25 protein-coding genes and 1 pseudogene are annotated in these 23,950 nt (G+C 74.5%); 16 read left to right on the top strand and 10 right to left on the bottom strand.

The features are described from left to right. Positions 1-118 precede the first annotated feature (118 nt). A pseudogene (locus ACIGG8_RS21810) lies at positions 119-454 on the top strand (3-oxoacyl-ACP reductase); the annotation flags it as partial. A 10-nt stretch (positions 455-464) separates the two neighbouring features. On the opposite strand, the gene ACIGG8_RS21815 reads toward ACIGG8_RS21810, so the two are convergent. Then, positions 465-1,022, bottom strand: a complete 558-nt coding sequence (locus tag ACIGG8_RS21815) for a MarR family winged helix-turn-helix transcriptional regulator (protein ID WP_396549960.1) — start codon at positions 1,020-1,022, stop codon at positions 465-467. A 218-nt stretch (positions 1,023-1,240) separates the two neighbouring features. On the opposite strand from ACIGG8_RS21815, the gene ACIGG8_RS21820 reads away from it, so the two are divergent. Together ACIGG8_RS21820 and ACIGG8_RS21825 are read left to right on the top strand one after the other, a co-directional pair. After that, positions 1,241-2,311 carry an alkene reductase gene (locus ACIGG8_RS21820; RefSeq protein ID WP_396549962.1) on the top strand — a complete coding sequence of 357 codons (1,071 nt, stop codon included), beginning with the start codon at positions 1,241-1,243 and terminating at the stop codon, positions 2,309-2,311. Positions 2,312-2,438: 127 nt separating this feature from the next. Continuing rightward, entirely contained in the window at positions 2,439-3,344 is a 906-nt protein-coding gene (locus ACIGG8_RS21825; RefSeq protein WP_396549964.1) for an NADP-dependent oxidoreductase, read from the top strand. A 127-nt stretch (positions 3,345-3,471) separates the two neighbouring features. Here the strand turns inward: ACIGG8_RS21825 and ACIGG8_RS21830 are convergent, their stop codons facing one another. After that, positions 3,472-4,062 (bottom strand): TetR family transcriptional regulator, encoded by a 591-nt coding sequence (locus ACIGG8_RS21830; protein WP_396549966.1) that lies wholly within the window; start codon positions 4,060-4,062, stop codon positions 3,472-3,474. 84 nt (positions 4,063-4,146) lie between these two features. Here ACIGG8_RS21830 and ACIGG8_RS21835 point away from each other — a divergent pair, with 84 nt between their 5' ends. Further along, positions 4,147-5,034 carry a patatin-like phospholipase family protein gene (locus tag ACIGG8_RS21835; RefSeq protein ID WP_396549968.1) on the top strand — a complete coding sequence of 296 codons (888 nt, stop codon included), beginning with the start codon at positions 4,147-4,149 and terminating at the stop codon, positions 5,032-5,034. A gap of 52 nt (positions 5,035-5,086) precedes the next feature. Here ACIGG8_RS21835 and ACIGG8_RS21840 read toward each other — a convergent pair whose 3' ends face one another. After that, positions 5,087-6,022 (bottom strand): LysR family transcriptional regulator, encoded by a 936-nt coding sequence (locus ACIGG8_RS21840; RefSeq protein ID WP_396549970.1) that lies wholly within the window; start codon positions 6,020-6,022, stop codon positions 5,087-5,089. Between the two features lie 138 nt (positions 6,023-6,160). On the opposite strand from ACIGG8_RS21840, the gene ACIGG8_RS21845 reads away from it, so the two are divergent. The 5 genes from ACIGG8_RS21845 (at position 6,161) to ACIGG8_RS21865 (ending at position 10,574) form a co-directional block, all read left to right on the top strand. After that, positions 6,161-7,462, top strand: a complete 1,302-nt coding sequence (locus tag ACIGG8_RS21845; protein ID WP_396549972.1) for an MFS transporter — start codon at positions 6,161-6,163, stop codon at positions 7,460-7,462. 115 nt (positions 7,463-7,577) lie between these two features. Then, positions 7,578-8,186 (top strand): cysteine hydrolase, encoded by a 609-nt coding sequence (locus ACIGG8_RS21850; protein WP_396549974.1) that lies wholly within the window; start codon positions 7,578-7,580, stop codon positions 8,184-8,186. 116 nt (positions 8,187-8,302) lie between these two features. After that, complete coding sequence (locus ACIGG8_RS21855; protein ID WP_396549975.1) at positions 8,303-9,283, top strand: aminoglycoside phosphotransferase family protein; 981 nt, start codon at positions 8,303-8,305, stop codon at positions 9,281-9,283. Between the two features lie 113 nt (positions 9,284-9,396). After that, positions 9,397-10,158: a DUF6928 family protein gene (locus tag ACIGG8_RS21860; RefSeq protein ID WP_396549977.1), complete on the top strand. Its 762-nt coding sequence runs from the start codon at positions 9,397-9,399 to the stop codon at positions 10,156-10,158. Between the two features lie 50 nt (positions 10,159-10,208). Continuing rightward, positions 10,209-10,574, top strand: a complete 366-nt coding sequence (locus ACIGG8_RS21865) for an iron chaperone (RefSeq protein ID WP_396549979.1) — start codon at positions 10,209-10,211, stop codon at positions 10,572-10,574. A 25-nt stretch (positions 10,575-10,599) separates the two neighbouring features. Here ACIGG8_RS21865 and ACIGG8_RS21870 read toward each other — a convergent pair whose 3' ends face one another. The 5 genes from ACIGG8_RS21870 to ACIGG8_RS21890 form a co-directional block, all read right to left on the bottom strand. After that, a complete protein-coding gene (locus ACIGG8_RS21870; protein ID WP_396549981.1) occupies positions 10,600-10,968 on the bottom strand; it encodes an ATP-binding protein in 369 nt (122 codons plus the stop codon). A gap of 265 nt (positions 10,969-11,233) precedes the next feature. Further along, complete coding sequence (locus ACIGG8_RS21875) at positions 11,234-11,704, bottom strand: hypothetical protein (protein ID WP_396549982.1); 471 nt, start codon at positions 11,702-11,704, stop codon at positions 11,234-11,236. Positions 11,705-11,741: 37 nt separating this feature from the next. Then, positions 11,742-12,137, bottom strand: coding sequence for a hypothetical protein (locus ACIGG8_RS21880; protein WP_396549983.1), 396 nt, complete (start codon positions 12,135-12,137; stop codon positions 11,742-11,744). Positions 12,138-12,309: 172 nt separating this feature from the next. Beyond that, complete coding sequence (locus ACIGG8_RS21885) at positions 12,310-13,239, bottom strand: hypothetical protein (protein WP_396549985.1); 930 nt, start codon at positions 13,237-13,239, stop codon at positions 12,310-12,312. 330 nt (positions 13,240-13,569) lie between these two features. Then, entirely contained in the window at positions 13,570-14,298 is a 729-nt protein-coding gene (locus ACIGG8_RS21890) for a tetratricopeptide repeat protein (protein WP_396549987.1), read from the bottom strand. Between the two features lie 176 nt (positions 14,299-14,474). Between ACIGG8_RS21890 and ACIGG8_RS21895 the strand changes: the two genes are divergently transcribed. Then, a complete protein-coding gene (locus ACIGG8_RS21895; RefSeq protein WP_396550152.1) occupies positions 14,475-15,239 on the top strand; it encodes a VOC family protein in 765 nt (254 codons plus the stop codon). Positions 15,240-15,362: 123 nt separating this feature from the next. On the opposite strand, the gene ACIGG8_RS21900 is transcribed toward ACIGG8_RS21895, so the two are convergent. Beyond that, positions 15,363-16,100 carry an SDR family oxidoreductase gene (locus tag ACIGG8_RS21900; RefSeq protein ID WP_396549989.1) on the bottom strand — a complete coding sequence of 246 codons (738 nt, stop codon included), beginning with the start codon at positions 16,098-16,100 and terminating at the stop codon, positions 15,363-15,365. 169 nt (positions 16,101-16,269) lie between these two features. Here ACIGG8_RS21900 and ACIGG8_RS21905 point away from each other — a divergent pair, with 169 nt between their 5' ends. Then, positions 16,270-16,845: a TetR/AcrR family transcriptional regulator gene (locus ACIGG8_RS21905; RefSeq protein WP_396549991.1), complete on the top strand. Its 576-nt coding sequence runs from the start codon at positions 16,270-16,272 to the stop codon at positions 16,843-16,845. 100 nt (positions 16,846-16,945) lie between these two features. Here the strand turns inward: ACIGG8_RS21905 and ACIGG8_RS21910 are convergent, their stop codons facing one another. Beyond that, a complete protein-coding gene (locus tag ACIGG8_RS21910) occupies positions 16,946-18,283 on the bottom strand; it encodes a hypothetical protein (protein ID WP_396549992.1) in 1,338 nt (445 codons plus the stop codon). 414 nt (positions 18,284-18,697) lie between these two features. On the opposite strand from ACIGG8_RS21910, the gene ACIGG8_RS21915 reads away from it, so the two are divergent. The 5 genes from ACIGG8_RS21915 to ACIGG8_RS21935 all read left to right on the top strand — a co-directional run bounded on the left by ACIGG8_RS21915 (position 18,698) and on the right by ACIGG8_RS21935 (position 23,648). Next, a complete protein-coding gene (locus tag ACIGG8_RS21915) occupies positions 18,698-19,771 on the top strand; it encodes a DUF4129 domain-containing protein (protein ID WP_396549993.1) in 1,074 nt (357 codons plus the stop codon). Beyond that, positions 19,768-20,313 (top strand): hypothetical protein, encoded by a 546-nt coding sequence (locus tag ACIGG8_RS21920; protein ID WP_396549995.1) that lies wholly within the window; start codon positions 19,768-19,770, stop codon positions 20,311-20,313. The genes ACIGG8_RS21915 and ACIGG8_RS21920 overlap by 4 nt, the downstream gene beginning before the upstream one ends. A 127-nt stretch (positions 20,314-20,440) precedes the next feature. Further along, the gene (locus ACIGG8_RS21925) at positions 20,441-21,460 is read left to right on the top strand and encodes an AAA family ATPase (RefSeq protein ID WP_396549996.1); all 1,020 of its coding nucleotides are present in this window, start codon (positions 20,441-20,443) and stop codon (positions 21,458-21,460) included. Then, positions 21,457-22,911 carry a DUF58 domain-containing protein gene (locus ACIGG8_RS21930; RefSeq protein WP_396549998.1) on the top strand — a complete coding sequence of 485 codons (1,455 nt, stop codon included), beginning with the start codon at positions 21,457-21,459 and terminating at the stop codon, positions 22,909-22,911. The genes ACIGG8_RS21925 and ACIGG8_RS21930 overlap by 4 nt, the downstream gene beginning before the upstream one ends. Continuing rightward, positions 22,908-23,648, top strand: a complete 741-nt coding sequence (locus tag ACIGG8_RS21935) for a hypothetical protein (RefSeq protein ID WP_396550000.1) — start codon at positions 22,908-22,910, stop codon at positions 23,646-23,648. The genes ACIGG8_RS21930 and ACIGG8_RS21935 overlap by 4 nt, the downstream gene beginning before the upstream one ends. The last annotated feature ends 302 nt before the right edge of the window (positions 23,649-23,950 follow it).

The raw sequence follows: 23,950 nt of genomic DNA on the forward strand, positions 1-23,950 counted from the left end.
GGTCGGATAGTTCGGAGTCCGCCGGCTGACGGGCGGTGCCCCCTGCCAGGTGCCGAACGGCCCGCCCCTGTCCGGGCCGTTCGGCACCACCGGGGGCGGACGCGCCGCCGAGCGGCCGGCCCTCGAAGACCTGGTGCCACCGGCGGGCCTGATCGGGGCGATGTCCTCGGGACAGGGCAGCATCACGAACAACACGGCCGGCGGCCGCGAGGTCTACCGGGGGAGCAAGGCAGCGCTGAACATGTTCCTGCGGAGCTTCGCGGCCCGGCAGAGCGGGACGCGGCGCGCCTTCGTCCTCCTGGCGCCGGGCTGGATCCGTACGGCCCTGGGCGGTCCGGACGCGCCGTTCACGATCGAGGAGACCGTCCCCCTGCCGGTGGACGTCCTGCTCTCCCGACTGGGCACGCCCGGCCTGGCGTATCTGGACCGCTTCGGCCGGGCCGTCCCGTGGTGAGCCCTGCCCGCTAAGGCCGAGCGGAGCTCCCTGACTGAGGCTCCTCCGTCCCCTCGCACCCGGAGTCGGCGGCGGCCTCGACGAGGTTGTGCTCCAGGCGTTCCAGGGTGTGCAGGGCCTCCGCGCGCTCGTCGGGGGTCAGACCGCAGGTGACGAGGTCTTCGAGCGTGCTCCAGCTCTGTTCGACCTCGCGGCGCAGGGCGTGGCTGGCGGCCGTGGGTTCGATGAGCGACGCGCGCTTGTCGGTGGGGTCGGGGCGGCGGCGGACGAAGCCGGCCTGCTCCAGGCGCTGGACGGTGCGGGTCATGGTGGCGGCGTCGGAGTCCAGCAGGCGTACGAGGTCGGTCTGGCGCCGGGGGCCGAGTTCCCACAGGTGCATCATGACGAGCTCCTGGCCGGGGTGCAGGCCGATGCGGCGCAGGAGCTGTCCGGCGTACATGCGGTGCAGGCGGGCGAGGCGGAAGATCGCGTGGCTGATGGGCCCGCCGGCGGCGGCGGCCGGCAGCGGAACGCTGGCTCCCTGAGCGGATCCTGCGGGATCCTTCCCGGCCTTCGGGGACTGGGTCATCTCTTCCTCACTTCCTGATCGGGCAGCTAACTCTATCGCGCGGCTGCGCTCCCTCGCTGATCCTCCCGCCTTCGCACGGCAACTTCCCTGGCAGATTTGCATGGATGACGCCAGGAGGCCGTGGAGGAGTGGCTCCTCGGGCACTTACCTGTTCGAGCAGGTATCTGTTACGTTGGATGCATCGAGGCCACCGGCACTCCTCACGTAGGGAAGAGATCATGACCACTGCTTTCGATCCGATCGTTCTGGGCGGCAAGCCCCTGACCAGCCGCATCGCCATGGCGCCGATGACCCGCAGCCGCGCGTACGGGCCGGGCGCGGAGCCGACGGAGCTGATGGCGACGTACTACGCGCAGCGCGCCGCCGCCGGGCTGATCGTCACCGAGGGCATCCAGCCCTCGCCGGTCGGCCAGGGCTACCCCGACACCCCCGGCCTGCACACGGCCGGGCAGGTGGCGGCGTGGCGGACGGTGACCGACGCGGTGCACCGTGAGGGCGGGGTGATCTTCGCCCAGCTGATGCACACCGGCCGGATCGGCCACCCCAGCCTGCTGCCCGACGGCCTGGTGCCGGTGGCGCCGTCGGCGGTGGCCGCCAAGGGGCAGGTGTTCACCCACGAGGGCCCGAAGGACTACATGACGCCGGAGGAGCTGAGCGAGGCGGAGATCCGGCAGACCGTCGCGGACTTCGCCGACGCCGCCGCCCGCGCCGTCGAAGCCGGGTTCGACGGCGTCGAGATCCACGGCGCCAACGGCTACCTGGTCCACCAGTTCCTCGCGCCGAACACCAACCTGCGCACCGACGCCTGGGGCGGCGACACCGAGGGCCGGATCCGATTCGCCGTCGAGGTGGTCACCGCGGTGGCCGAGGCGATCGGCGGCCACCGGGTGGGTCTGCGGATCTCGCCCGGCAACCCGTACAACGACATCGCCGAGGCCGACCCGGCCGAGGTGTACGAGGCGCTGATCGGGCGGCTGACCGGCCTGGACCTGGCCTACCTGCACCTGCTGGAGGGCCCGGACCGCGACCTGACCGCGCGCCTGCGCAAGGCGTGGCCGGGCCCGTTCGTCCTGAACCCCTTCACCCACCCCGCCGTCACCGGGCCCGAGGCGCTGGAGCTCGTCGAGGACGGCAGCGCGGACATGATCGCCTACGGGGCGCTGTTCCTGGCCAATCCGGACCTGCCGGCCCGGCTGGCCGCCGGCGGACCGTTCAACACGCCGGATCCGGCCACGTTCTACGGCGGTGACCACCGGGGCTACACCGACTACCCGGCTCTCGGCGCCTGACCGACGGCTGACAGGCGCGCGGCACACCGGCGCGGCCACGGGCGTGGCCGCCGTCGTGACCGCACAGTGGGTCAGGGCGATCCCGTCCGATCCGTCTTCCGAACCCGTCTTCACCTGGGAGTTCCCGATGTCCACTGCCATCACCTTCTCCGAGTACGGCCCGCCCGAGGTGCTGCGCCCGACCGAGGTCACCCCGCCGCAGCCAGGTCCGGGCCAGGTCCGGATCAAGGTCAGGGCCGCCTCCGTGAACCCGCTCGACCTGAAGATCCGCTCCGGCATGATGGCCAAGGTCGCCCCCGCCGACTTCCCGGTGACACCGGGCGTGGACGCGGCGGGTGTCGTCGACGCCGTCGGAGAGGGAGCCGGTGCGGCCGTCGGCGACGAGGTGCTCGGTGCCACCGCCGGCGGCAGCTACAGCGAGTACGCCCTGCTGGAACACCCGGTGGCCAAGCCCGCGGAGCTGTCGTGGGAGGTGGCCGCCTCGCTGGTCACGGTCGGCCGGACCGCACACCGGGTCCTCGACCAGCTCGGCGTCGAGGCGGGCCGGACCCTGCTCATCCACGGCGCCGCCGGCGGCGTCGGCCACATCGCGGTGCAGCTGGCGGTCGCCCGAGGCATCACCGTCATCGGTACGGTCGGGGAGAAGGACGTCGAGCGCATCACCGCGCTGGGCGCCACCGCCGTCCGCTACGGCGACGGCTGGGCGGAGCGGGTGAAGGCCGCCGCCCCGGGCGGAGTGGACTTCGTCTTCGACGCAGCCGGCGCCGGCGTGCTCGCCGACTCCGTCGCCCTGACCGGCGACGCGGACAAGGTCATCACCATCGCCGACATGTCCGCCCAGCAGCACGGCGTGCGCTTCAGCGCGGGCACCGGCGGCCAGGGCGGGGAGTCACTGCCGGAGCTGGTGCAGCTCGCCGCCGCCGGAAAGCTCACCGTGCCGATCTGGCGCACCTACCCCCTGGCGGAGGCCGCCCAGGCGCACGCCGACCTGGAGGCCCACCGCAACCGGGGCAAGGCCGTCCTCCTGCCCTGACCTCCTGCCCTGACCCCCTGTGCTGCCGCCGCCTCGCCGTGTCGCGCCGTTGCCTCGCGCCGCCGGACCGCGCGAGGCGGACGGCCGGGGCCGCAGCCGGCCCCGCACTCCAGCCGGCTGCGGAGCGTCATGTGCCCGCTGGTCGTGGCGGTCGGAGGGCGGGGCCGAGGAGTTCGCAGAAGCGGTCCAGGGCGCGGTCGGTGCGGTGGCGGTCGCCGGTGGTCGTGAGGTCGAACAGGAGGCCGCGGATGACGGCCATGACCAGCGTCGGGGTGACGGTGTCGTTCGGGCCGGCGGTGACGTCGTGGAACACGGCGCCCAGGGTGTCGAACCAGTCCGTGATCGCCTCGGCCTGGTGCGGGTAGTTCTCGGGATGGACCAGACCGTCGGCGTGCACCTCGAAGAACAGCCGGACGAACGGGGCGCGTTCCGGTGCACTCATCCAGGACCAGATGCCGCGCAGGTGCTCCTCCGGGGAGGCGGCCTGCGCCGGGGGGAGCCCGGCCAGCCGCATCGCGCCGCGGCGGCGGGCCTCGGCGAGGACGGCGGACACCAGCTCCTGCTTGCTGCCGAAGTCGTAGAGCAGCATCCGCGGGCTGGTGTCGAGGGCGGCGGCCAGGGGCCGCAGGCTCAACCCGGCGAGGCCGTGCGCCAGCACGTAGTCGGTCGCCCGGGCCAGCGTGGCCTCCCGTCGAGCGGGGTCCGGAGGTCGCCCCACGGTGGACCGTCCTTTCGTTCTTGCGGATCTGAGCCTGCGTCAGTATATGGTACGACTGTTTCAAGAATGGGGGAGGAGACAGTCATGCACGCACACGACCGGGCCGTCGCACTCGGCGCCGGAGGTCTCGTCGGCACCGCCTGGACGGCCGGGCTCGCCCGCGGCCTGCGCCACGGCGGGGTGGATCTCGGCGAGGCCGATCTCATCGTCGGCACCTCGGCCGGCGCGATCACCGGCGCACTGCTGGCCACCGGTCAGGACCCGGGCCGCCTCGCCACGCCCGTGCGCCCCGCCGGTTCCGGCAGCACACCGCCGCGGGTGGACGGGCGCCGGCTGGGCGAGGTGTTCGCCGTGCTCGGCCAGGCCGCCGCGGACCCGGACGGGGCGCGGCGCCGGGTCGGCCGGATCGCGCTCGACGCCGAGACCGGCCCCGAGCAGGCCCATGTCGCCCGGATGCGCGCCATGGTCGGCACGGACGACTGGCCGGACCGGCCGCTGCTCATCCCCGTGGTGGACGCCGAGACCGGCGAGCCGGCCGTCCTCGACCGTACGAGCGGCGCGCCGCTGCCCGTCGCCGTGGCGGCGAGCACGGCCTTTCCGGGCATCTACCCGCCGATCACCGTCGACGGCCGCCGGTACATGGACGGCGCCCTGTGGTCGGCGACCAACGCCGCGCTCGCGGCCGGAGCGCGCACGCTCGTCGTGGTCGACCCGCAGGCGCACCTGTTTCCCCGTGAGCTGCTCCACCGGGAGCTGGCCGTGGCCGCGGCGCACACCGTGGTGACCGTCGAGCCCGATCCGGCTTCGATCGGCGTGTTCGGCCCGGACCTGAACGACCGGACGGCCTGGGAGCCGGCCTACCGGTCGGGTCTTCGCCAGGCCGCCGAGGTGGCGGAGCGGCTCCGTTCCGCGTGGCGGACCGACACCGGTGCCGACGCCGCGGCCGGGACCGGATTCGGTACGGAGGACTGAGCGCCGCCTGGTCCCCGGCCGGGTGATCCGGACGCGGCCGGCCCGGCTGCGCTCAGCGCGGCAGCACCCAGTCCGGGGCCCAGGTGCCGGGGGCGTCGTGGCCGGGGGTCGTGGCGGCGAGGTGGGTGCGGAGGGTGGCCAGGGCCGGGTGGGGGTTGTCGCGGTGCCACAGGAGTGAGTGCGGGTAGACGGGCGTCGGGTCGGTCACCGGGATGCGGCGCAGGCCGTGGCCGGCGGGCCAGACGAGGCGGGTGTGCTCGCTCATGAAGGTGGCCAGGGCCGGGGTGTCGGCGATGGTGTCGAGGAGCGCGTCGGAGCCGAAGTTGGGGCCGGTCGCCTCGATGGTGAGACCGAACTCGGCGACCAGGTCGTCGTAGTAGGCGCCCCACTCGCTGCCGGGGAGGATGCCCGGCATCCAGATCCGGTGGCCGACCAGCTCGGCGAGGGTCACCGACCTCGCGCCCGCCAGCGCGTGGCCGGGGCCGGTGAGGAGCTGGAGCGGCTCGTCGAGCACCCGGACGGACGTGATGTCCTCGGGCAGGGGTCGGCCGGGCGCGGCGACGGCGCGGAAGGACGCGTCGACGGTGCCGGAGCGGATGGCGGCGATCGCCGTCTCGATCTCCAGCAGCATCACCACGTCGAGGTCGATCTGCGGGTGCGCGCGGTGGAAGCCGCGCATCAGGCCCGACGCCGCGCCGCGCGAGGCGATCACGTCGACCCGCAGCGGGCGGTGCCCCACGCGCACGGACGCGACCGCGCGCTCCGCGACGCGCAGCAGTTCGCGCGCGTGGGGCAGGAACGCCTGCCCGTCGATGGTCAGCTCGGCCCCGCGCGGGGTGCGGGTGAACAGCCGCACGCCGAGGTCGCGCTCCAGCGCGGCGACGCGCTTGGAGACGGCCTGCTGGGTGACGGAGAGGTCGACCGCGGCCTTCTGGAACTGGCCGGCGTCCGCGATGGCGGCGAAGGTGCGCACTGCTTCGAGGTCCACGCCGACCACCCTAGTGAACAACCCACGGTTGTGCGGCGATGGCGCGGAGGTTGTTTGACCCGCGGTTGTGCCGCCCGATTAGCTCTCCTCGATCAACCCCGGTTTGTGTGATCGAGACGGCGAGGAGACGCATCGAGCATGAGCGGCAGGAAGCGGCTGGGCCGCCGGTTCGGCTGGCTGTGGGCGGCGTACGCGGTGAGCGCGTACGGGTCCGGGCTGGGGTTCGGGGCACTGCCGATGATCGCCGTGCTGGTGTTGCACGCCGCTCCGGCCGAGGTGTCCGCGCTGTCCGCGGTCGGGCCCGCGGTGGGAGCGCTGGTCGCGGTGCCGCTCGCGCCGTGGGTGGAGTTCCGGCGCAAACGCCCGGTCATGATCGCGACGGACCTGACCCGGTTCGCGGCCATGGCGAGCATCCCGGCGGCCTACGCCCTCGGGTGGCTCGGCTTCGTCCAGCTGCTCGTGGTCTCGATCGTGGTCGCCGCCGCCAAGATCGCGTTCGGCGCGGCAAGCGGCGCCTACCTCAAGGCCCTCGTCCGGTCGGAGGACCTGCTCGTGGCCAACGCCCGGTTCGAGTCCACGAACTGGAGCTCCATCGCGGTCGGGCCACCGCTGGGCGGCGCGGCGATCGGGGTGTTCGGGCCGGTCACCACCGTGGTGGCCGACGCGCTCAGCTACCTGCTGTCCGCGCTCGGCATCACCGCGATCGGCGGCCGGGAGGAGGCCCCGCGGCCGCCCGGCACCGGCACTGGTAGCGACACCGGAAGCGGCAGCGGCACTGCTACCGGCACCGGCCCGGTCCGGGCGGGCGGGGTGCTGGACGGCTGGCGGCACATCCTGGGCGACCCCGGTCTGCGCGCGCTCTACCTCAACAACGTGCTCGTCTCCGGCCTGATCATGGCCACCGAGCCGGTGCTCGCCGTCCTCCTGCTGCGCCGACTCGACTTCGCCCCCTGGCAGTACGGCCTCGCCTTCGCCGCCCCCTGCCTCGGCGGACTCGTCGGCTCCCGGCTGGCCCCCCGCGTCGTGGCCCGCTACGGACGGCACCGGGTGTTCCGGACCGCCGGCACCCTGCGCGCCGTCTGGCTGATCGGCCTGGCCTTCGTCCGCCCCGGCGTCGTCGGCCTCGTCACCGTGATCGCCGTCGAGCTGGCGATCATCGTCAACATGAGCCTCTACACCCCGGTGCTCGCCACCTACCGGCTCGAACACACCCCCAAGCACCTCGTCGCCCGCACCCTGGCGGCCTGGTCGATCGGCCAGCAGGCGGCCATCGCCGTCCTCACCGCGCTCGGCGGACTGCTCGCCGGCGCGACCGGCCCGCGCACCACCCTCGCCGTCGCGGGGCTGGCCATCCTGGCCACCCCGTTGCTGCTGCCCCGCCGCGACCAGGTGGCGCAGCCGGATCCGGGGCCGTCGGTGCCGGTCGACACCCCGGCCTGACTCCCGCGCCGCCACAAGCGCCACTGCCGTCACCGCCGTCGAAACTTCCACCGCCACCTCCGTGACCGCTACCGCCGTAACCGCTACCGCCGCCGTAACCCAGGAGGACACCCGCGTGAGCACCGACCTTGCCCTCGACCCCGCGCACACCGCCCTGCTCGTCCTGGACTGCCAGCCCGCGGTCCTGGCCGCCGTCCTGCCCGACGAGGGGGAGCGCGAGGCCCTGCTCACCCGCCTGCAAGGAGCCGTCGCCGACGTACGCGCCGCGGGCGGCACCGTCGTCCACGGACGCCTCGGCTTCACCGAGGCCGACTGGGCCGCGGTCCCGGCCGCCAACACCTCCTTCGCCGCACTGGCCCGCCACCGCGCCATGCACCACGAGGACCCCGCCGCCGCCGTCCACGAGCGCCTGGCTCCCCGGGAGGGCGGCGGCGACATCGTCGTCCGCAAGACCCGCCACGGCGCCCTGTCCACCACCGACCTCGACCGCCGACTGCGCGAGCGCGGCCTCACCGCACTGGTCGTCGCCGGCGTCAGCACCGGCGGCGCCGTCCTGTCCACCGTCCTCGACGCGGCAGACCGCGACTACCGGCTCCACGTCCTGTCCGACGGCGTCGCCGACCCGGACCCCGACGTCCACGACGTCCTGCTCCGCCACGTCCTCCCCACCCGGGCCCGCATCATCGACACCACCGCCCTGCCCGCCCTGCTCCGCGCCGCCTGACCCGAACCGCGCTCTGCGCCCAGCCCGCGCCCATCCCGTGCTCACCCACACCCACCCCGTCCGGCCACCGCCGAAGCACGCACCGGTGAGCCCCTTCGCCACTACGGTGGTCACCCATGGCCCACACCGCGCACACCGCGACCGAGATGACCGCGGAGCTCGTCCGGGAGCTGCTCCGCGACCAGCATCCCGACCTGGCCGACCGCCCCATCAGGCTCGGCGCACGCGGCTGGGACAACCAGCTGTGGCGGCTCGGCGACGACCTCGCCGTCCGCCTGCCCTGGGCGACGGATTCCGCGGACGGGCTGTTGCGCAAGGAACACGCGTGGCTGCCCTCCCTCGCCCCGCAGCTGCCCCTGCCGGTCCCCGTCCCGCAGCGCCTCGGGGAGCCCTCCGAGCGGTTCCCGCGGCCCTGGATCGTCACCACGTGGGTCCCCGGCGCGCCCGGCGACCGCGCCCCCGCCACGCGGGCCACCCACGCGGCCGACCGCCTGGCCGGGTTCCTGACCGCCCTTCACCGGCCCGCCCCCGACGGCGCGCCCGTCGGCCGCGACCGCGGGGGGCCACTGGCCGAGCACGCGGAGGGGTTCGCCAGGATGCTCGCCTCGGCCACCGACATGGGGCTGATCCCCGACCCGGACGCCGTCCGCGCAGTCTGGGAGGACGCCGTCGCCGCGCCCGGCTGGGCGGGCCCGGCGCTGTGGCTCCACGCCGACCTTCACCCGGCGAACGTCCTCACCGCGGACGGCACCCTCTGCGGCGTGATCGACTTCGGCGACCTGTGCGCAGGCGATCCGGCCTACGACCTCGCCGCCGCCTGGATCCTCCTGCCGGACGGTGCCGTCGACCGCTTCCACGACACCTACCGGTCCCGTGCCGCCTCCCGCTCCAGCGTCGCCGCCCGCTCCCGTGCCGCCGACCGGTCGGCTACGGACGCCGCGACCCTGCGCCGCGCCCGCGGATGCGCGGTGCTGCGCGCCCTCGCCGGGATCCTCATCGGAGAGGCCGGTGTCCGCGGTCGCCCCGGTGGCAAACCCACCTGGGGCCCACCCGCCCACACCGCCCTGCGACGCCTCACCGCGACGGCCGGGCGCTGACGAAGCCTGCCGGTGGGCGCCCCGCCCCACCCACGACCGAGCGCCCGGCGCTCTGTCGGTGCCGGCGAGTAGCTTGCGAGCGCAACGTGGGCATTCGTCGTGAGGGAGGAACCGTGGGGGCCAAGACCGGGCTGCTCGTGTACGCCGACGGGGAGGCGCCGGGCCTGCTGAAGCGGGTCGGTGCGCCGGACCGCGAGCGGACGGCCGCGATGATGCGGCGCCTGTACCCGGGCTGGGCGATCGACGTGGCCGCCCCGTCGAACCTCGGGCGCGGGGTCCATCCCCCGAACGGCCTTGCCCACGCGGGGAGTTGGCCGGGGGTGGAGCTGGTCTGCGACCAACGGTTCATGATCGACTTCCCGTCCCGCCTCCCGGACGAACTGGTGGCGGCGAGCGCGGGCCGACGGATGGTCCTGCACGCCATGCACAGCGTCGTCGACTGGCTGGCCTTCGGCGTGTGGGAGGACGGGCGCCTCGTCCGCGCGCTGAGCCTGTCCCCGGACAGCGGGATCATCGAGGACATCGGCGAACCACTCCCCTTCGAGACGCCCTACTGGGCGGGGGAGCGCCCCGCCGACATCGTCCCGTGGCCGGACGAGGAAGAGGACGAGGAGCCGTACCCGCTGCCCTTCCACCCGCTGGACATGGGCGAGGACGCGCTGCGCGCGCTCTGCGGCTTCGTCGTCGAGGGCTGCCCGGAGCCGGGCGACCTGGCCGCGGAGACCGTCGCCCTGCACGGCTACCTCGTCCGGGACCCCAACGCCCCCGACCCCGCCGAGCGGGACGCCGCCCTCAAGGCGGCCATAGCGGTCATGCCCCCGCCGCGCGTCTACCGACTCGGCCCGGACGGCACGTTGATCAGAGAGGACTCGTAGGGACTGTCCGTGTCTGGCTCAGGGGCAAGAACGCGACATATCCTCTCGTGATGGTGCAAAGTGCAGCGAAAGACGTGGACGGCTACCTGGCCGAGGTGCCCGATGAGCGTAGAGACGCGCTGGCCGAGTTGCGACAGCTGTGCCGGCAGGAGCTGAAGGGCTTCACGGAGCTCATGGCCTACGGAATGCCCGCGTACGAGCGGGACGGTGTCGCCGAGATCGCCTTCGCCAGCCAGAAGCAGCACATCTCCTTCTATCTGATGCGCAGTGATGTGCGTGAGGCGTTCGCCGAACGGCTGGCGGGGCAGGACATGGGCAAGGGGTGTCTGCGGTTCCGCAGGCCGCAAGCGATCGACTTCGGTCTGGTGCAGGACCTGTTGCGAGCAACTGCGGCACGGCCGGGCCCGGTCTGCTGACGCCGGTCCTTCCGCTCGATCGTGTTCAGCACGCCGGCAGGTCGGCGTGCACGACCTTGCCCCGGCGCCACAGTTGCGTGCCCCAGCGGCCGTTCGTGAGGTGGTGGACCAGGTCGAGTCCCCGGCCGGACACGGCGTCGGGACCGGCGTCGATCCGTACGGGCACGGACGCCGAGCCGTCGGAGACGAGCAGGCGCACGGTACCGGTCGTGGGGTGGCGGATGCCGACGATCATGTACGTCTGGCAGCCGGTCCGTACGGCGTTGGCCGTCAGCTCGGAGACGATCAGCAGGGCGTCGTCGACCAGGCCGGGCAGTCCCCATTCGATCAGCTTGGCGCGGACCAGACTGCGGGCCGCTGCGGCCGACTCCGGCCGGTACGGCAGGCGGAGCATGGCCGGGCGCGGTGACGCGGCCGGGGTCGTGTCGGGGCCTCGGTGGTTCGTACGAGCGTGGCCGTCACCGCCAGGGTGCGCGCGGTGAGCGGATCCGGGGCGGGGACGTACGGGGCGACCGGCACGCGGGTGACGGGGGAGCGGACCGCTTCGTGATGGGATGTCGGCATGCACCCAATGTGGCTGCGTGTGCACTTTCAGTGAACGGACGGGGCGTATCACTTTCCGAAGTCGTACCGGGCGGAAGTGATACGCCCTGTATCAGTCAGCCGATGACCATGGACGTGCCGAGGATCGCCGACAGTTTCCGCAGCTTGGCGGTGGTCGCGCTGCCCGCACTCGCCTTCTGAGCGATCACCCCCGGCAGGGCTTGATTCCGGGCCCAGCCCGGTGCGGCCGAGCAGACGTCCAACAGCGTGTCCAGGGCGGTGTCCGACTGCCGTGTCTCCGCCTGTGCGAGGGCGACGTCCAGCAGCATCCGGTTGCGCGCCGACGGGGTGAGGCCGGACAGGTCACCGATCGACCCGAACAGGCCGAGGGCCTTGCCGGGGCGTCCCGTGGACACCGTGATGCCGATCGCCTGTGCGGTGACCGTAGCGGGCCCGAACGCAGTGCCGTTCACCGTGACGTCCCGGCCCATCCGGGCGGCGACGGCGTGCCCTTGGGACAGCAGGTCGTCCGCCCCGGGTACGGCCGCGAGCCGACCGTCGGCTGAGCCCGGCGCGTGCCGGGGCACGGGGCCGCTCTCGCGGCCCCGTCCGGCCTTCGGTGGTTCAGGGCGCCGGGGGTTCGGCCGGGAGGGGGGCGTCCTCCGGGCCGTCCGTGCCGGCGCCGTCCGCAGCGGCGCTGTCCGTGCCGACGACGTCCGTGCCGGCGCGGTCCGCGACGGGGGCGGGCCGGGTGCCCTCCTCGGCCTTGCGGCAGCTGCTGCAGGTGGCCCAGGGGAGGCGGGGGTGCGGTTCGCCGAGGTCGGTGGACCGGTGCGGGGCGAGGGTCATGTCGGAGGTGTCCAGGCCGCACAGCGTGAGCGGGTCGCAGACGCCCGAGGCCGCTGCCCGGGCGGTGTGCGCGCGGCGTACGGGGTTCTCGGGGTCGGCCGGTGTGTGGTCGGCACCGAGCAGCCGGACGTTGGTCGGGGTGTCGGCTTCGAGCACGATGATGGTGTCCATCCCCTCAACCTCGCCGCAGGGCCGGTGTGCTGCACGCGCACGGTGGCATCCGGATCAGTCGGACGGGCCCGGTGCCGCGGGCCCCGCCCGTCGGAGCGCCTGCTCGGAGCGCCCGCTCGGCGCCCCGGCGGTACACCCCCGGCACACCGGCGAAGCCGCGGCCGGCGAGGCCTCACCCGGGCTGGGCCAGTCCGCCGAGGCCCAGTGCGGTCGTCCGGGCCGCACGCAGGGCCGCCCGGGCACGGGTCACTCCGGCGAGGGTGGTCGCCCCGCTGCCGCCGACGGCGGGCGTGGGTGCGCCGAGCCCGGCGCAGGGGCGGCAGATGCCGGGCTTCGGCACCGGGTCGTGGCACTTGGCGCACTCGGCGTACCGGGCCGCTGCCGGGCGCGCGGGGGCTCGTTCGGGCGGCATCTTGTTTTCCAGGCGGTAGCGGATCACCCCTGCCGCCGAGTGCAGGGGGGCGGGGAGCCCGGGCAGGAGGGCCTGGGCGAGTTCGCTGTGGGTGGCGCCGCGCTCCAGCCACCGGGCGACCAGTGGGGCGAGCTTCCGGGCTTCGGCCTCGCCGAGGCGGAGGCGGGGTTCGGGCCGGATCGCCCGGAAGAGTGCTGCGACCGCCTCCCGCGTTCGTTCGTCCGGGGGAGGGGGAGGGGGAGGGAGCGGGGCCTCGGGGGCCCGGTGCTTGACCTCGGGCCCGTCGCGTTCCGCGGCGGCCGGGAGGGAGGGTTCTTTGTCTCGGTTCTTTGGTAGGGCGTCAGCACCACCGGTGCTCGTTCCACCGGGCGCCGGAGGGGTGGTACCCGGTGCCGGGAGCTGAGGGGTGTCGTAGACGTGGTTCTCGGTCCGGAGGGTGCCGTCGGGCAGGCGGACCGTCACGACCCGGTAGTAGCCGGCCGCGATCAGCTCCTTCAGGGCCTTGCGGACGGCGCCGCGCCCCTGGGGGCTGGTGTCGGCCATCTGCCGACCGTCCTCCTGCCAGCCGTCGGGGCGGGAGAGGAGGTCCGCGAGCAGACCGCGGGCAGTGTAGGAGAGCCGTCGGTACTGCAGGACGTTGTTGGGAAGTACGGTGAAGTCACGTACGGGGACGCTACGATGAATACGCATCGGGAGAAGAAGGCTCCAGTTGCCGGACCCCGGGGTGTTGGTAGCACCGCCGGGGTCAACTTGTTGTCTGTTGGCTAGCGAAACGTAACACGATACGCCGGACCGAGATCCAATCGGTCGTCAAGAGACATCGGTGGAACGCGAGTTGACGATGAACGGTCCGTTGTCGACCGGGAAGCGACAGTTGTGGCAACTGTTGTGATCGCCGCACCCCGCCGTGCGTAGCATCCGGAATCGGGTGGTCGGTGTTCCCCGGGACACCCGGGCTGGCGCGTACGCCCGTTGACGCAGGAGTGGCCGAGGGCGGCGGCCCGGCCGGAGCGGCGTAGGTCACCGCGGCCGGGGCGAGCGCTCGGCGAGCTCCGCGCGGAGCGCGTCACGGTTGTACGTGAAGCGCCTCAGGTCGGTCGTGAACGCCTCGGGGTTCGCGGCCGCCAGGGCCTGCTGGATGCGCACCGCCTCCTCGGTCGCGTCCAGCCCCTTGCGGGGGAAGCCGAGCTGCGCCCACCGGATGCCCAGGTTCGCGAGCGCCCGGGCCAGGGCCGGCTCGTACGCCGCCGGGTGCTCGCCGACCAGGACGAGGTAGATCTCCACGGCCTTCCGGGAGGTGTCCAGGGCGGCCTCCGGCCGGTTCACCGCGGCCAGCCGGTTGCCGAGGTTGTTCAACGCGTTGGCGAAGCTGTCCCGGTCGACGGCGCGGCCGGTCGCGGCTCGGCGGTCGAGGATCAGCACGGCCTCCTCGGTGGCGGTCAGGGCCTCCTCCGGCCGGTCGGCAGCGGCGAGCCGGTTGCCGAGGTCGGACAGGGCGGCGGCGAGGAACTCCTCGTGCAACGCCGGGTTGGCCGCGACCAGTTCGCGCCACTGGCGGACGGCCTCCTCGGCGGTCGTCAGTGCCTCGTCGGCGAACCGGGCCGCCAGGCGGCTCTTGCCCTGGCCGCCCGGTCCGTACAGCCAGCGCACCGCCAACCGCGCGCCGTCGCCGTCGCGCCACTCCCGCAGCCGGGCGAGCTCGTCGTGGCGGCCGGTGAAGGGCACCACGGCGCGGCGGGCGTTGAGCATCCGGCTCGGGAGCTCGCGCGCTCTGCCCTCGGCCCCGGGACGGGAAACGGGGCCCGGCCGCACCGGGCCGTCCCCCGAACCGCCGGTCGTGCCGGATATCTGACGAACAGTCGGATATGGTCCTCCTGCCCCGAACCCGAACCCGAACCCGAAACCGAGAGGCTCGTGCGTTGAAGGTGACCAAGATCGTCCCCGGTTCCCCGTGCTGGGCGCAGCTGAGCGCCCGCGACCTCCCCGCCGCTCAGACGTTCTACGGCGAACTGTTCGGCTGGAGCGCCGAGACCGACCCCGACCCGCAGTACGGCGGCTACACCACCTTCTCCCACGGCGGCGCGCCCGCCGCGGCGGTGGCGCCGCTGATGAACCCGCAGCAACCGGTGATGTGGCTGGTGTCCTTCGCGACCGAGGACGTCGACGGCACCTGCGGGACCGCCAAGGGCGCGGGCGCCCAGGTGTGGATGGGGCCGATGGAGATCGGCGACCTCGGCCGCTGGGCGCTGCTCAGCGACCCGACCGGCGCGCCGTTCGCCGTCTGGCAGGCCCGGAAGTTCGCCGGGTTCGGCGTGGTGAACGAGCCGAACGCCTTCGGCTGGGTCGACCTGTCGACCCGGGACAGGAACGCCGCGGTCGAGTTCTACAAGACCACCTTCGGCTGGCAGGTCTGGCCGGACGACGTCTACCCGATGGTCGGCCTGGCCGGTGAGATGTTCGGCGGCGTGATGGCGATGGACGCCTCCGTCCCGGCGGAGGTCCCGTCCCACTGGGCCCCGTACTTCCAGGTCGCGGACGTGGACTCCGCCGCGGCGACCGCGGCGCGCCTGGGGGCCGAGGTCCTGCACGGGCCCGTCGACGTGGAGATGGAGAACGGCCCCCGGATCGCCGTGGTCCGGGACCCGCAGGGCGCCATGTTCGGCGTCTTCGCACCCCGCACCACCGGCTGACCCGCCCGCCGGGCGGGCAGCGCCCGGCCCCCGCCGAAGGTCCCGTCCGCACGACGGCCGGGACCTTCCGCGCGTCCCGTCCCGGGCGGGGAAGGAGGCGGGGAAGGAGCGCCGCCCCCGGTGTCAGTCCTGTGCCGTGGGGCGGACGACGATCTCGCTGACGTCGACGCCCTCGGCCTGGTCGATGGCATAGGCGATGGCGGCGGCGATGGCGGACGGCGGGATGGCGATCTCGTCGCGCCGGCGGAGGAGGGCGGCGGCGACGTCGGGAGCGGCGCCCTTGCCGACGCCCTCGGTGTCGGTGAAGCCGGGGGAGACGAGGGTGACGCGCAGGTCGGGCCCGGACTCCTGGCGCAGGCCCTCGGTGAGCACCTTCACCGCGGTCTTGGTCGCCGCGTAGACGCCCTGGGGGGACTTCACCGTGTAGGCCGCGGTGGAGCCGATGTTGACGAACTGGCCGGAGCGCTGCGCCCGGAAGACGGGCAGGGCGGCCGCGATCCCGTTGAGCAGGCCGGTGATGTGGGTGGCGACCATGGCGTCCCAGTCGTCCTGGCGCAGCTCGTCGAACGGGGACACCGCCATGGTGCCGGCGTTGGAGACCAGGACGTCGAGCCGGCCGAACCGGTCGAGCGCCGTGTCCGTCAGGCGCCGCAGGTCCTCGCGGCGGGTCACGTCGACGACGGCGCCGACGGTGCTGCCGCCCTGCGCGGTGATCTGCGCGACCACCGCGTCCAGCCGGTCCTCGCGTCGTGCCCCGAGGACGAGCCGGGCGCCCCTCCCGGCGAGGTGGAGGGCGGTCGCCGCCCCGATGCCGCTACTGGCGCCAGTGATCGCCACGACCTTGCCTTCGATTCCCGGCATGAGCAGCCTTTCCGGAGTTGGGTGGGCCCGCCTGAGGGTGTCCAAGGGTGCCCGCGATGAAAGTGGGGAGTCCTCCACTTGATCCCACGTTAAGTGGGGAACTCTCCGTTTGGCAATCGGCGGACAGGACGGGAAGGATCGACCGTCAGACAGGAAGGGACGACTACACGTGACCGACGGCAGCTCGCACCGCCCGCTGCGCGCCGACGCGCAGCGCAACCGGGACAGGATCCTCGCCGCCGCCGTGCGCGTCTACACCGAGGACGGGCTCGACGCCCGCATGGAACACATCGCGAAGGCGGCGGGCGTCGGCAGCGCGACCCTCTACCGCAACTTCCCCACCCGCGAGGCCCTGATCGAGGCGGTCTACCGCAACGAGCTGGCCCAGTTGTGCGACGCCGTCCCCGGCCTGCTCGCAGCCGAGCCGCCGTACGATGCGCTGCGCGCCTGGACCCGGCTCTTCCTCGACTACGTCGCCGCCAAGGCCGGAATGGCCGACGCACTGCGCGCCCTCGCCGCAGCCGGCAGCATCTCGCACGGCCACAGCCGGGACATGGTCCGACGGGCCCTCGCCGCCCTGATGGACGCCTGCACGGCCGTCGGCGCGATCCGCACCGACATCGGCCCCGCCGACCTCGCGGCCGCCCTCGAAGGCATCGCCCTCACCTCGGCCGGGCCCGACCTGCGGGCACGCGCCGAACGCCTGCTGGACCTCACCCTGGACGGGCTGACGGTCCGTTCGTGAGCCTACGGGGTGGAGGGCGGCGGCGGGGACGGCCACCGGAACGGACGGACCCGCGCCCTCCCCGGTGGGTGACCGGGGAGGGCGCGGGCCGCGGGGTGCTTCAGGACCGGCGGCGCAGGCGGCCGACGAGGACGAGCGCGCCGGCCCCGAGGGTGGCGAGCGCCGCGGCGGCCACGGCCGGGATGGTGCTGGACTCGGCACCGGTGGCGGCGAGTTCGCCCACGGCGGGGGCGGCGGGGGCGGCACCCGCGGCGGGCGCGGCAGCCACGACGGGGGCGACGGGTGCGGGCGCCGTGTCGGTCGCGGGCTTGGTGTCCGTGGCCTGCTTCACGTCCGTGCCCTGCTTGGTGTCCGTGCCCTGCTCGGTGCCGGTGCCCGACGTGCCGCCGGTCTTGCCGGGGGTCTTGCCCGGGGCGGTGGTGGGGGTGCTGGTGGGCGGCGTGGTGGGGGCCGGGGTCGCGGCCGGGGCGACGACGTTGACGGTGCTGCCCTGGCTGCAGTTGGTGGTCCCCCAGAACGGGGCGCTCCCCTCGTTGACGAAGACGCACGGGTTGATGCGGGTCGCACCCAGCGGGGTGGTCCCGTCGTAGGACACGCGCACCCGGCTCACCGTGGTCTTCCCGGCGCCGATGGAGGAGTTGCGGCCCTGCAGGTAGACGCCGGCCGTGTCGTCGGTGTCAGTGGCGTACTTCTTCAGCGTGGTCCACGTGCCGTCCGCCTTGCGGACCTGGACGGTGGCGTGGCTGTCGGTGAAGAGCACGTTGCCGAGGTTGATGTAGGCGGACGGGGTGGGGTTGGACAGCACCGCGTCGAACTCGATCGGCGCGCCGCCGGCGACCGCCGTGGCGGGCACGTGGGCCAGGGAGCCGACGATGGGCTCGACCGAGATCGTCCTGACCAGCTCGCCCAGGTTCTCCCAGGTGCCCGGAACGGTGAGGCGGGAGCTCAGGGTGATGGAGCGGAAGCCGCCGTTGCTCGCACCGTCGTGCGGCAGGCCCATCGGGGCGCCGATGCGCATGTCCAGCTTCACGGTCTTGCCGGCCGCGACCGTGATGCCGTTGATCAGGCCGTGGTAGGTGGCCTCGTCGTCGCCGCGGTAGAACTCCAGCGGGACCGAGGTCCACTTGCCGTTCGCCGGGTCCTTGTAGTCGATCGTGATCGCGTGCTCCGGGGTGCCCGCCTCGGTCGTGGTCTGCAGGACGAGCGAGAAGGCGGTGGTCTCGGTGCCGGTGTTGGTCACGGTCTCGGTGAACGCGACCGGCTGACCGGCGAAGCCGACCTCCTGGGGCGTCTGGACGGTCAGCGTCCCCTGGTGCACGCCGTCGGCGAAGGCGGCCTGCGCCGGGAGTGCGAGCGAGCCGCCCAGTGCGAGGACCCCGAGCGCGGCGGCGACGGTGACGGCGCGGCGGGAACGGCGGACGCGGGTGGTGCTGGACATGGTTCCCCCTGGAACAATCTTGTCATGGGCATGCCGAACAGAGGGTTCGGCGGTACCGAAGGCGATGGGATGTGGGTGTGCGTGTACCTGTGCGTACCTGAGTGAGCGGTCGAGCGGCCTCGTGGACCCGACGGGTCACGGAGGCCGGCTCCCGGACGGTGGCCCCCCTGTGCGTCAGCCCCGTTCCGTTCCCCTCACTGATACAGACGTGCGGCCACCGCGGGGGTTGCAGGTGGGTTCGAAGAAGTTTTCCGACCGTCTTCCGCCCCGGTCGGGCACGGGCCGGCGGGGCGCGGGACGCGAGGGACACCGGGGACGTGTGGGCTGCCTGCGACGGCAGGTGACACCGTGACGGCCGGTGTGCGACGCTGCACCTCGCGCGCCGTTCGTGCGCGCGGGGACCGGGGGGTTCGCATGAGCGGTGGATCGCCGACGCGTACGCGCGGACGGCACGGCCGACGGGCGGGGTTACTGCTGGTCGTCGTCGGGCTGCTGACGGCTGCCGCGACCCTGCGGCCCGGGAGCGGATTACTGGGCACCGCGACGAGCGGGCCGGTGACGGGCCTCGGCTACGTGGTGCTGCTCGGGCTCGGCTGGGCCGTCCTGGTGGGCAGGTTCGCGGTGCGCTTCCGCGAGGAGGTCCGCCACCTCCACGGGCCGACACCCCGGGCCGACCGCCTGCGGGAGACGGCCATGCTCCTGCTGCCCCTGGCCGCCGTCGCCGTGCCGGTCCTGCTGCTGGTCCTGCACAGCCGGTCCGGAGGGGACGCGCTGCCCGACCTCTCGCTGCCCTCGCCCGACTCCACCCCCGAGACCGTCCCGTCGGCCGCGCCGGTGCCGGTCTCGCCGGAGTCCGGGGAAGGGCTCGGGATGCTGCTCGTTGCCCTGATCGCCCTGGCGGCGGCAGCCGTCCTCACCGTCGGCGCGTTTGCCGTGGTCCGGCTGCGCAGGTCGAGGCGCCGTAGCCGGGAGCTGCCCGAGGTGCTGCCCGCTGCGCCCGCGAGCCCCGAGGGCGCACTCGTCGAGGCGGTCGCCTCGGGCCGCAGGGCCCTGGCGGGAGCGGACGCCCGGGCGGCGGTGATCGCCTGCTACGCGGCCATGGAGGGTTCGCTGGCCGCCTCCGGACTGCCCCGGCAGGCCTGGGAGAGCCCGACGGAGCTGCTGGTGCGCGCGCTGCCCGACGAGCGGGTCGACGCCGCCGGGGCACGGGAGTTGACGGCGCTGTTCCGCGAGGCCAGATTTTCGACCCACCCGATGGACGACCACCAGGTGCACCGGGCCCGTACGGCCTTGGACGCCATCGCCGCCCGGCTCGCGGAGGCCCAGCCCGCGGACGCCCAGCCCGCGGACGCCCAGCCCGCGGACGCCGGGGCCGCGGCGGACGAGGGCACACCGGCCGTCGCGCACCCAGCAGAGGCACACCCGGCAGCGGCTCACGCAACAGGCGCCCACCCAACGGGAGCTGACACAACAGGGGAGCAGCGGTGAGCAGTTCAGCACCCCGACGCGACGGGCCCGTGGACGGGACGGACCGCGAACTGGCCCGGCCGGGCTCGGTGCGGCACAGCCTGATCGAGCTGGCCCTGCCCGCCGTCGTCGCCGAGATCCTGTTCGCCCTGGTCGGTGGCCGGCCCGGGGCGGGGGCCGGTGCGGTCCTGCTGACAGGGGTCGGCCTGCTCGTCGCCCGCCGGGTCGCCGGGGCGGAGACCGAGACCGAGACCTTCTTCCGGCGCCGTCGGCCGCAGGAGATGGAGGCGTACGCGCCCGGCCTCGGCGACTGGCGCTGGACGGTCCGCCAGGGCCTCGACCCCCAGGGGGACACCACGCCGCTGCGCTTCCGGCTCCAACGGCTCTACACGGTACGGCTCGCGGAGGCGCACGGCGTGGACCTGTCGGCCGATCGCGCCCGGGCCGCCGAACTCCTCGGACCCGGGCTGTGGCCGTGGATCGACCCGTTGGCGCCGGCCCCGGCCGAAGCCTTCCCGGCGGCGGTCCTGCGCGAGCTGGTCGACCGGCTCGACTCGCTGTGACGGCCGCCCCTCCCTCACCTCCCACCGACCGAATCGTTTCTGCAGGAGCGTCATGCCCGACCTTTCCGCCCGTCCCGCCGGCCCCGCCGCTGCCAGTCCTGCCAGTCCTGCCAGTCCTGCCGGTCCGGTGAGTCCCGCCGGCCCCGCACCGCAGGGAACCGTCCCGACTCCTCCGCCGCTCACCCCGCAACAGGCCGGCGAGCGCGCCCGCGCGGTGATCGCGGAGATCGAACGGGCCGTGGTCGGCAAGCCCGAGGCGCTGCGCCTGGTCATGCTCGGCGCCCTCGCCGGCGGGCACGTCCTGATCGAGGACCTGCCCGGGCTCGGGAAGACCCTGCTGGCCCGCTCCTTCGCCACCACCCTCGGCCTGGACTTCCGCCGGATCCAGTTCACCCCCGACCTGCTGCCCTCGGACGTCACCGGCGCCCCCTTCTACGACCGCAACACCGGCGAGATGGTGTTCCGGCCCGGCCCGCTGTTCACCCAGCTGCTGCTGGCCGACGAGATCAACCGGACCCCGCCCAAGACCCAGGCCGCCCTCCTGGAGGCGATGGCCGAGGGCCAGGTCTCCGTCGACGGCGCCACCCGCCGGCTGCCCGACCCCTTCCTGGTCATCGCCACCGCCAACCCGATCGAGTACGAGGGCACCTACGCCCTGCCCGAGGCCCAGCTCGACCGCTTCCTGCTGCGCGTCCGCATGGGGTACCTCCCCACCGCCACCGAGGCGGCGATGCTGCGCGCCAGGATCGACCGGGCGGCCCCCGAGCCGGTCCTGGAGACCGTGGCCGGCCCGGCGGAACTCCTGGCCATGCGGGCGGCGGTGGAACTGGTCGAGGTCGACGACGACCTGGTCGCGTACGTCATGGCCCTCGTCGACGCCACCCGCAACGACCAGCAGATCCAGGTGGGCGCCTCGCCCCGCGGCGGCCTGGCGCTGGTCCAACTGGCCCGCGCCCACGCCATGGTGGAAGGGCGGGACTACCTGACCCCCGAGGACGTCAAGGCGCTCGCCGGCCCGGCCCTGGCCCACCGCATCACGCTCAAGCCGGAACTGTGGGTGCGCCAGATCGAGGCGGACGACGTGATGGCGCGGCTGGTCGCCTCCGTCCCCGCACCGCAGACGCTGCCCCAGGCGGGGACACGGTGAACGCCGCGTCGGACGGCAGCGGGACCCCGGGCCGCCCCGGACGGGCCCCGGCCGCAAGCCTGCCGACGGCCACCGGCGGCAGCGGCGGCAGCGGCGATACCGACGGCACCGGCGGCACGGACCGGCTCGCCCGCCGCGTCCGCGCGCTGGCCGTCGCCCGCAGCGTCCGTGCCACCGCCGCCGGCCTGCCCGACACCCCGCCGGCACCGTACTGGCGGCCCGGTGAGCAGACCCTGCGCCTGCTCACCGTGGCCACCGTCGCGGCCCTCGCCGCCCTGGTCACCGGCCACGCCTGGCTCCTGGCCCCGGCCGCGTTCGCGGCCGTCCTGCTCGCCCTGGCGGCTCCCGGCGGCAGCCGCCCCACCCGGCTGTCCGCCGAGAGCACCGTCCGCCTCCAGCGCTGCTTCGAGGGCGAGGCCATCGCCGTGCACGTCACCGTGCAGCACGACGGCCGGATCGGCCCGCCGGAGCCCGTCGTGACGCTCGGCCCCGGCGTCACCCTGGACGCGCTGACCGTCACCCCGACCGGCGTCGACCTCGTCCTGCACGCGGCCAGCTGGGGCCGCCGGCACCTGGGCGTCGTCGACCTCGACGTCCCCGACGCCCGCGGCCTGACCCGTCGCACCGTCCGCACCGACCTCGGCACCGTCGACGTCTTCCCCGTCCCCGACGCCGCCCGCCTCACCCCGATCCCGGTCCGCCTGCCCGAACGGATCGGCGAGCACACCACCGCGCACGAGGGCACCGGCATCGAGGTCGTCGGCGTCCGCCCGCACGTACCCGGGGAGCGGCAGCGCCGGATCCACTGGCCGTCCACGACCCGCCGCGACGCCGTCCAGATCAACCAGTTCGCGGCCGAACGCGCAGCCGACGCGGTCGTCCTGCTCGACACGCTCGCCGACTACATCGACGCCGCCACCGGGCTGCGCAGCCTGGACGAGACCCTGCGCGCCGCCACCGGCCTGACCCGCGCCTACCTGCGCCGCCACGACCGGATCGGCCTCGTCGCGGTCGGCGGACGCCTGCGCCTGCTCACCGCCTCCACCGGGGACCGGCAGTTCTACCGCATCGTGGAGAGCGTGCTGGAAGTCCGTCAGGACCGCCCCCCGCGCGGCCCCCTGCCGACCCTGCCGCTCGCGGCCCTGCCCGGCCACGCCCTCGTCTACGCCTTCACCCCGCTCGCCGACCAGCGCATCCTCGACGTCCTCGGCCGGGTCCGCGAACGGGGCAACCCGCTCGTCGTGGTGGAGATCCCGGTCGGGGAGCCGGCGGCCCGCCCCGACGACGAGACCGACGCCCTCGCGCTGCGCCTGTGGCGCGCGGAGCGCGAGGCGATGCGCGCCAGCCTGCGCGGCCGGGGCATCCCGGTGGTCCGTCACACACCCGGCGAGAGCCTGGACCTGGCCCTCGGGCCCCTGCTGCGCCGCCGGATCGTGGGAGCCGCCCGATGACCGGACCGACCAGCCCGACCGACGCGCCCCGAGCAACCCGCGCGCCCCGAGCAACCCGCGCGCCCCGCGCCACGCAGCCGGGGTCTCCGCCGCGCACGCTCGCCGAACCGGCCCGCCGCCCTCGTACGGGCGCTGCGGCACCGGCCCACCGCACCGGCTGGGCCCCGCGCCTGGAACGCGCCGCCCTGCGCGCCACCGGCACCGCCCTCGCGCTCGCCGCCGCCGGCACCGGAGACGGCACGCTCACCGACCGGCTGGGGCCGGTCAGCCTGCTGCCGGTCGCCGTCGGCGCCCTGTGGGCCGCCGTTCCCGCACCGGCCGGCCCGGACGCGTCGGGCGCCCCGCCGGCCTGGCTCGCGCGCCTGTCCGCGACCCGCCCCACCCTCCTCGCCGCCGCCTCCGTCCTGCTCGCCGCGCTCGGTGAACCGTCGTGGGGCCGGGCGCTCGCCGTGACCGTCCTGCTCGCCGCCCACCTGCTGCTGCTCGACGCGTTCGGCCCCCGGCACCCGAGCATCCGCCCCGCCTCGGCGGCCGCCGCCCTCACCGCCTCGTTGCTGGTGCTGCCACCCGCGTTCGCCCCCGCCACGGTGGGTGAGTGGTCCCGGCCGCTGGCCGCGCTGGGCCTGGCCACGGCCGCCGTCGGGGTGGGCCTGGCCCTGCGCCCGGAGCAGTCGCAGCCCCCGGCGGACCAACCGCCGCCCGCCGCCCGCCGTCGCCCGGGCGGGCGACGGCACTGAGCGCCGGCGGTCACCGCACCCTCGTCACGCCGTGTCGGCGGCCGCTCAACGCGTAGCCCGCTCCGGGCAGACCGTTGACCAGCACCGTCACCATCGGCCGAGCGTAGCGCCGAGCGCAATGCCGAGCGCCTGCCTCGTGCCGGTCTCCGGGCGGAGGAGCAGGGCGGGTTGAGCGGGCGTCAGGGGAAGCCGACCGGTCCTCGGGGTACGGGGCTTCCGATCTCCGGGGTACCCGCGCCACGATGGCTGCACCACCGAGGAGACCGGAGGGAATCGCCATGCAGTGTCCGAACTGTGGGTCG

The organism is Kitasatospora sp. NPDC085464 (genome assembly GCF_044541955.1).
Lineage (GTDB): Bacteria > Actinomycetota > Actinomycetes > Streptomycetales > Streptomycetaceae > Kitasatospora.

Bases quoted from the DNA above. Each gene is read 5' to 3' on its own strand.
- ACIGG8_RS21815 (WP_396549960.1), bottom strand. From the start codon at position 1,022: ATGACCCAGTCCCCGAAGGCCGGGAAGGATCCCGCAGGATCCGCTCAG.
- ACIGG8_RS21820 (WP_396549962.1), top strand. From the start codon at position 1,241: ATGACCACTGCTTTCGATCCGATCGTTCTGGGCGGCAAGCCCCTGACC.
- ACIGG8_RS21825 (WP_396549964.1), top strand. From the start codon at position 2,439: ATGTCCACTGCCATCACCTTCTCCGAGTACGGCCCGCCCGAGGTGCTG.
- ACIGG8_RS21835 (WP_396549968.1), top strand. From the start codon at position 4,147: ATGCACGCACACGACCGGGCCGTCGCACTCGGCGCCGGAGGTCTCGTC.
- ACIGG8_RS21845 (WP_396549972.1), top strand. From the start codon at position 6,161: ATGAGCGGCAGGAAGCGGCTGGGCCGCCGGTTCGGCTGGCTGTGGGCG.
- ACIGG8_RS21855 (WP_396549975.1), top strand. From the start codon at position 8,303: ATGGCCCACACCGCGCACACCGCGACCGAGATGACCGCGGAGCTCGTC.
- ACIGG8_RS21865 (WP_396549979.1), top strand. From the start codon at position 10,209: ATGGTGCAAAGTGCAGCGAAAGACGTGGACGGCTACCTGGCCGAGGTG.
- ACIGG8_RS21870 (WP_396549981.1), bottom strand. From the start codon at position 10,968: ATGCTCCGCCTGCCGTACCGGCCGGAGTCGGCCGCAGCGGCCCGCAGT.
- ACIGG8_RS21880 (WP_396549983.1), bottom strand. From the start codon at position 12,137: ATGGACACCATCATCGTGCTCGAAGCCGACACCCCGACCAACGTCCGG.
- ACIGG8_RS21885 (WP_396549985.1), bottom strand. From the start codon at position 13,239: ATGCGTATTCATCGTAGCGTCCCCGTACGTGACTTCACCGTACTTCCC.
- ACIGG8_RS21890 (WP_396549987.1), bottom strand. From the start codon at position 14,298: ATGCTCAACGCCCGCCGCGCCGTGGTGCCCTTCACCGGCCGCCACGAC.
- ACIGG8_RS21900 (WP_396549989.1), bottom strand. From the start codon at position 16,100: ATGCCGGGAATCGAAGGCAAGGTCGTGGCGATCACTGGCGCCAGTAGC.
- ACIGG8_RS21910 (WP_396549992.1), bottom strand. From the start codon at position 18,283: ATGTCCAGCACCACCCGCGTCCGCCGTTCCCGCCGCGCCGTCACCGTC.
- ACIGG8_RS21915 (WP_396549993.1), top strand. From the start codon at position 18,698: ATGAGCGGTGGATCGCCGACGCGTACGCGCGGACGGCACGGCCGACGG.
- ACIGG8_RS21935 (WP_396550000.1), top strand. From the start codon at position 22,908: ATGACCGGACCGACCAGCCCGACCGACGCGCCCCGAGCAACCCGCGCG.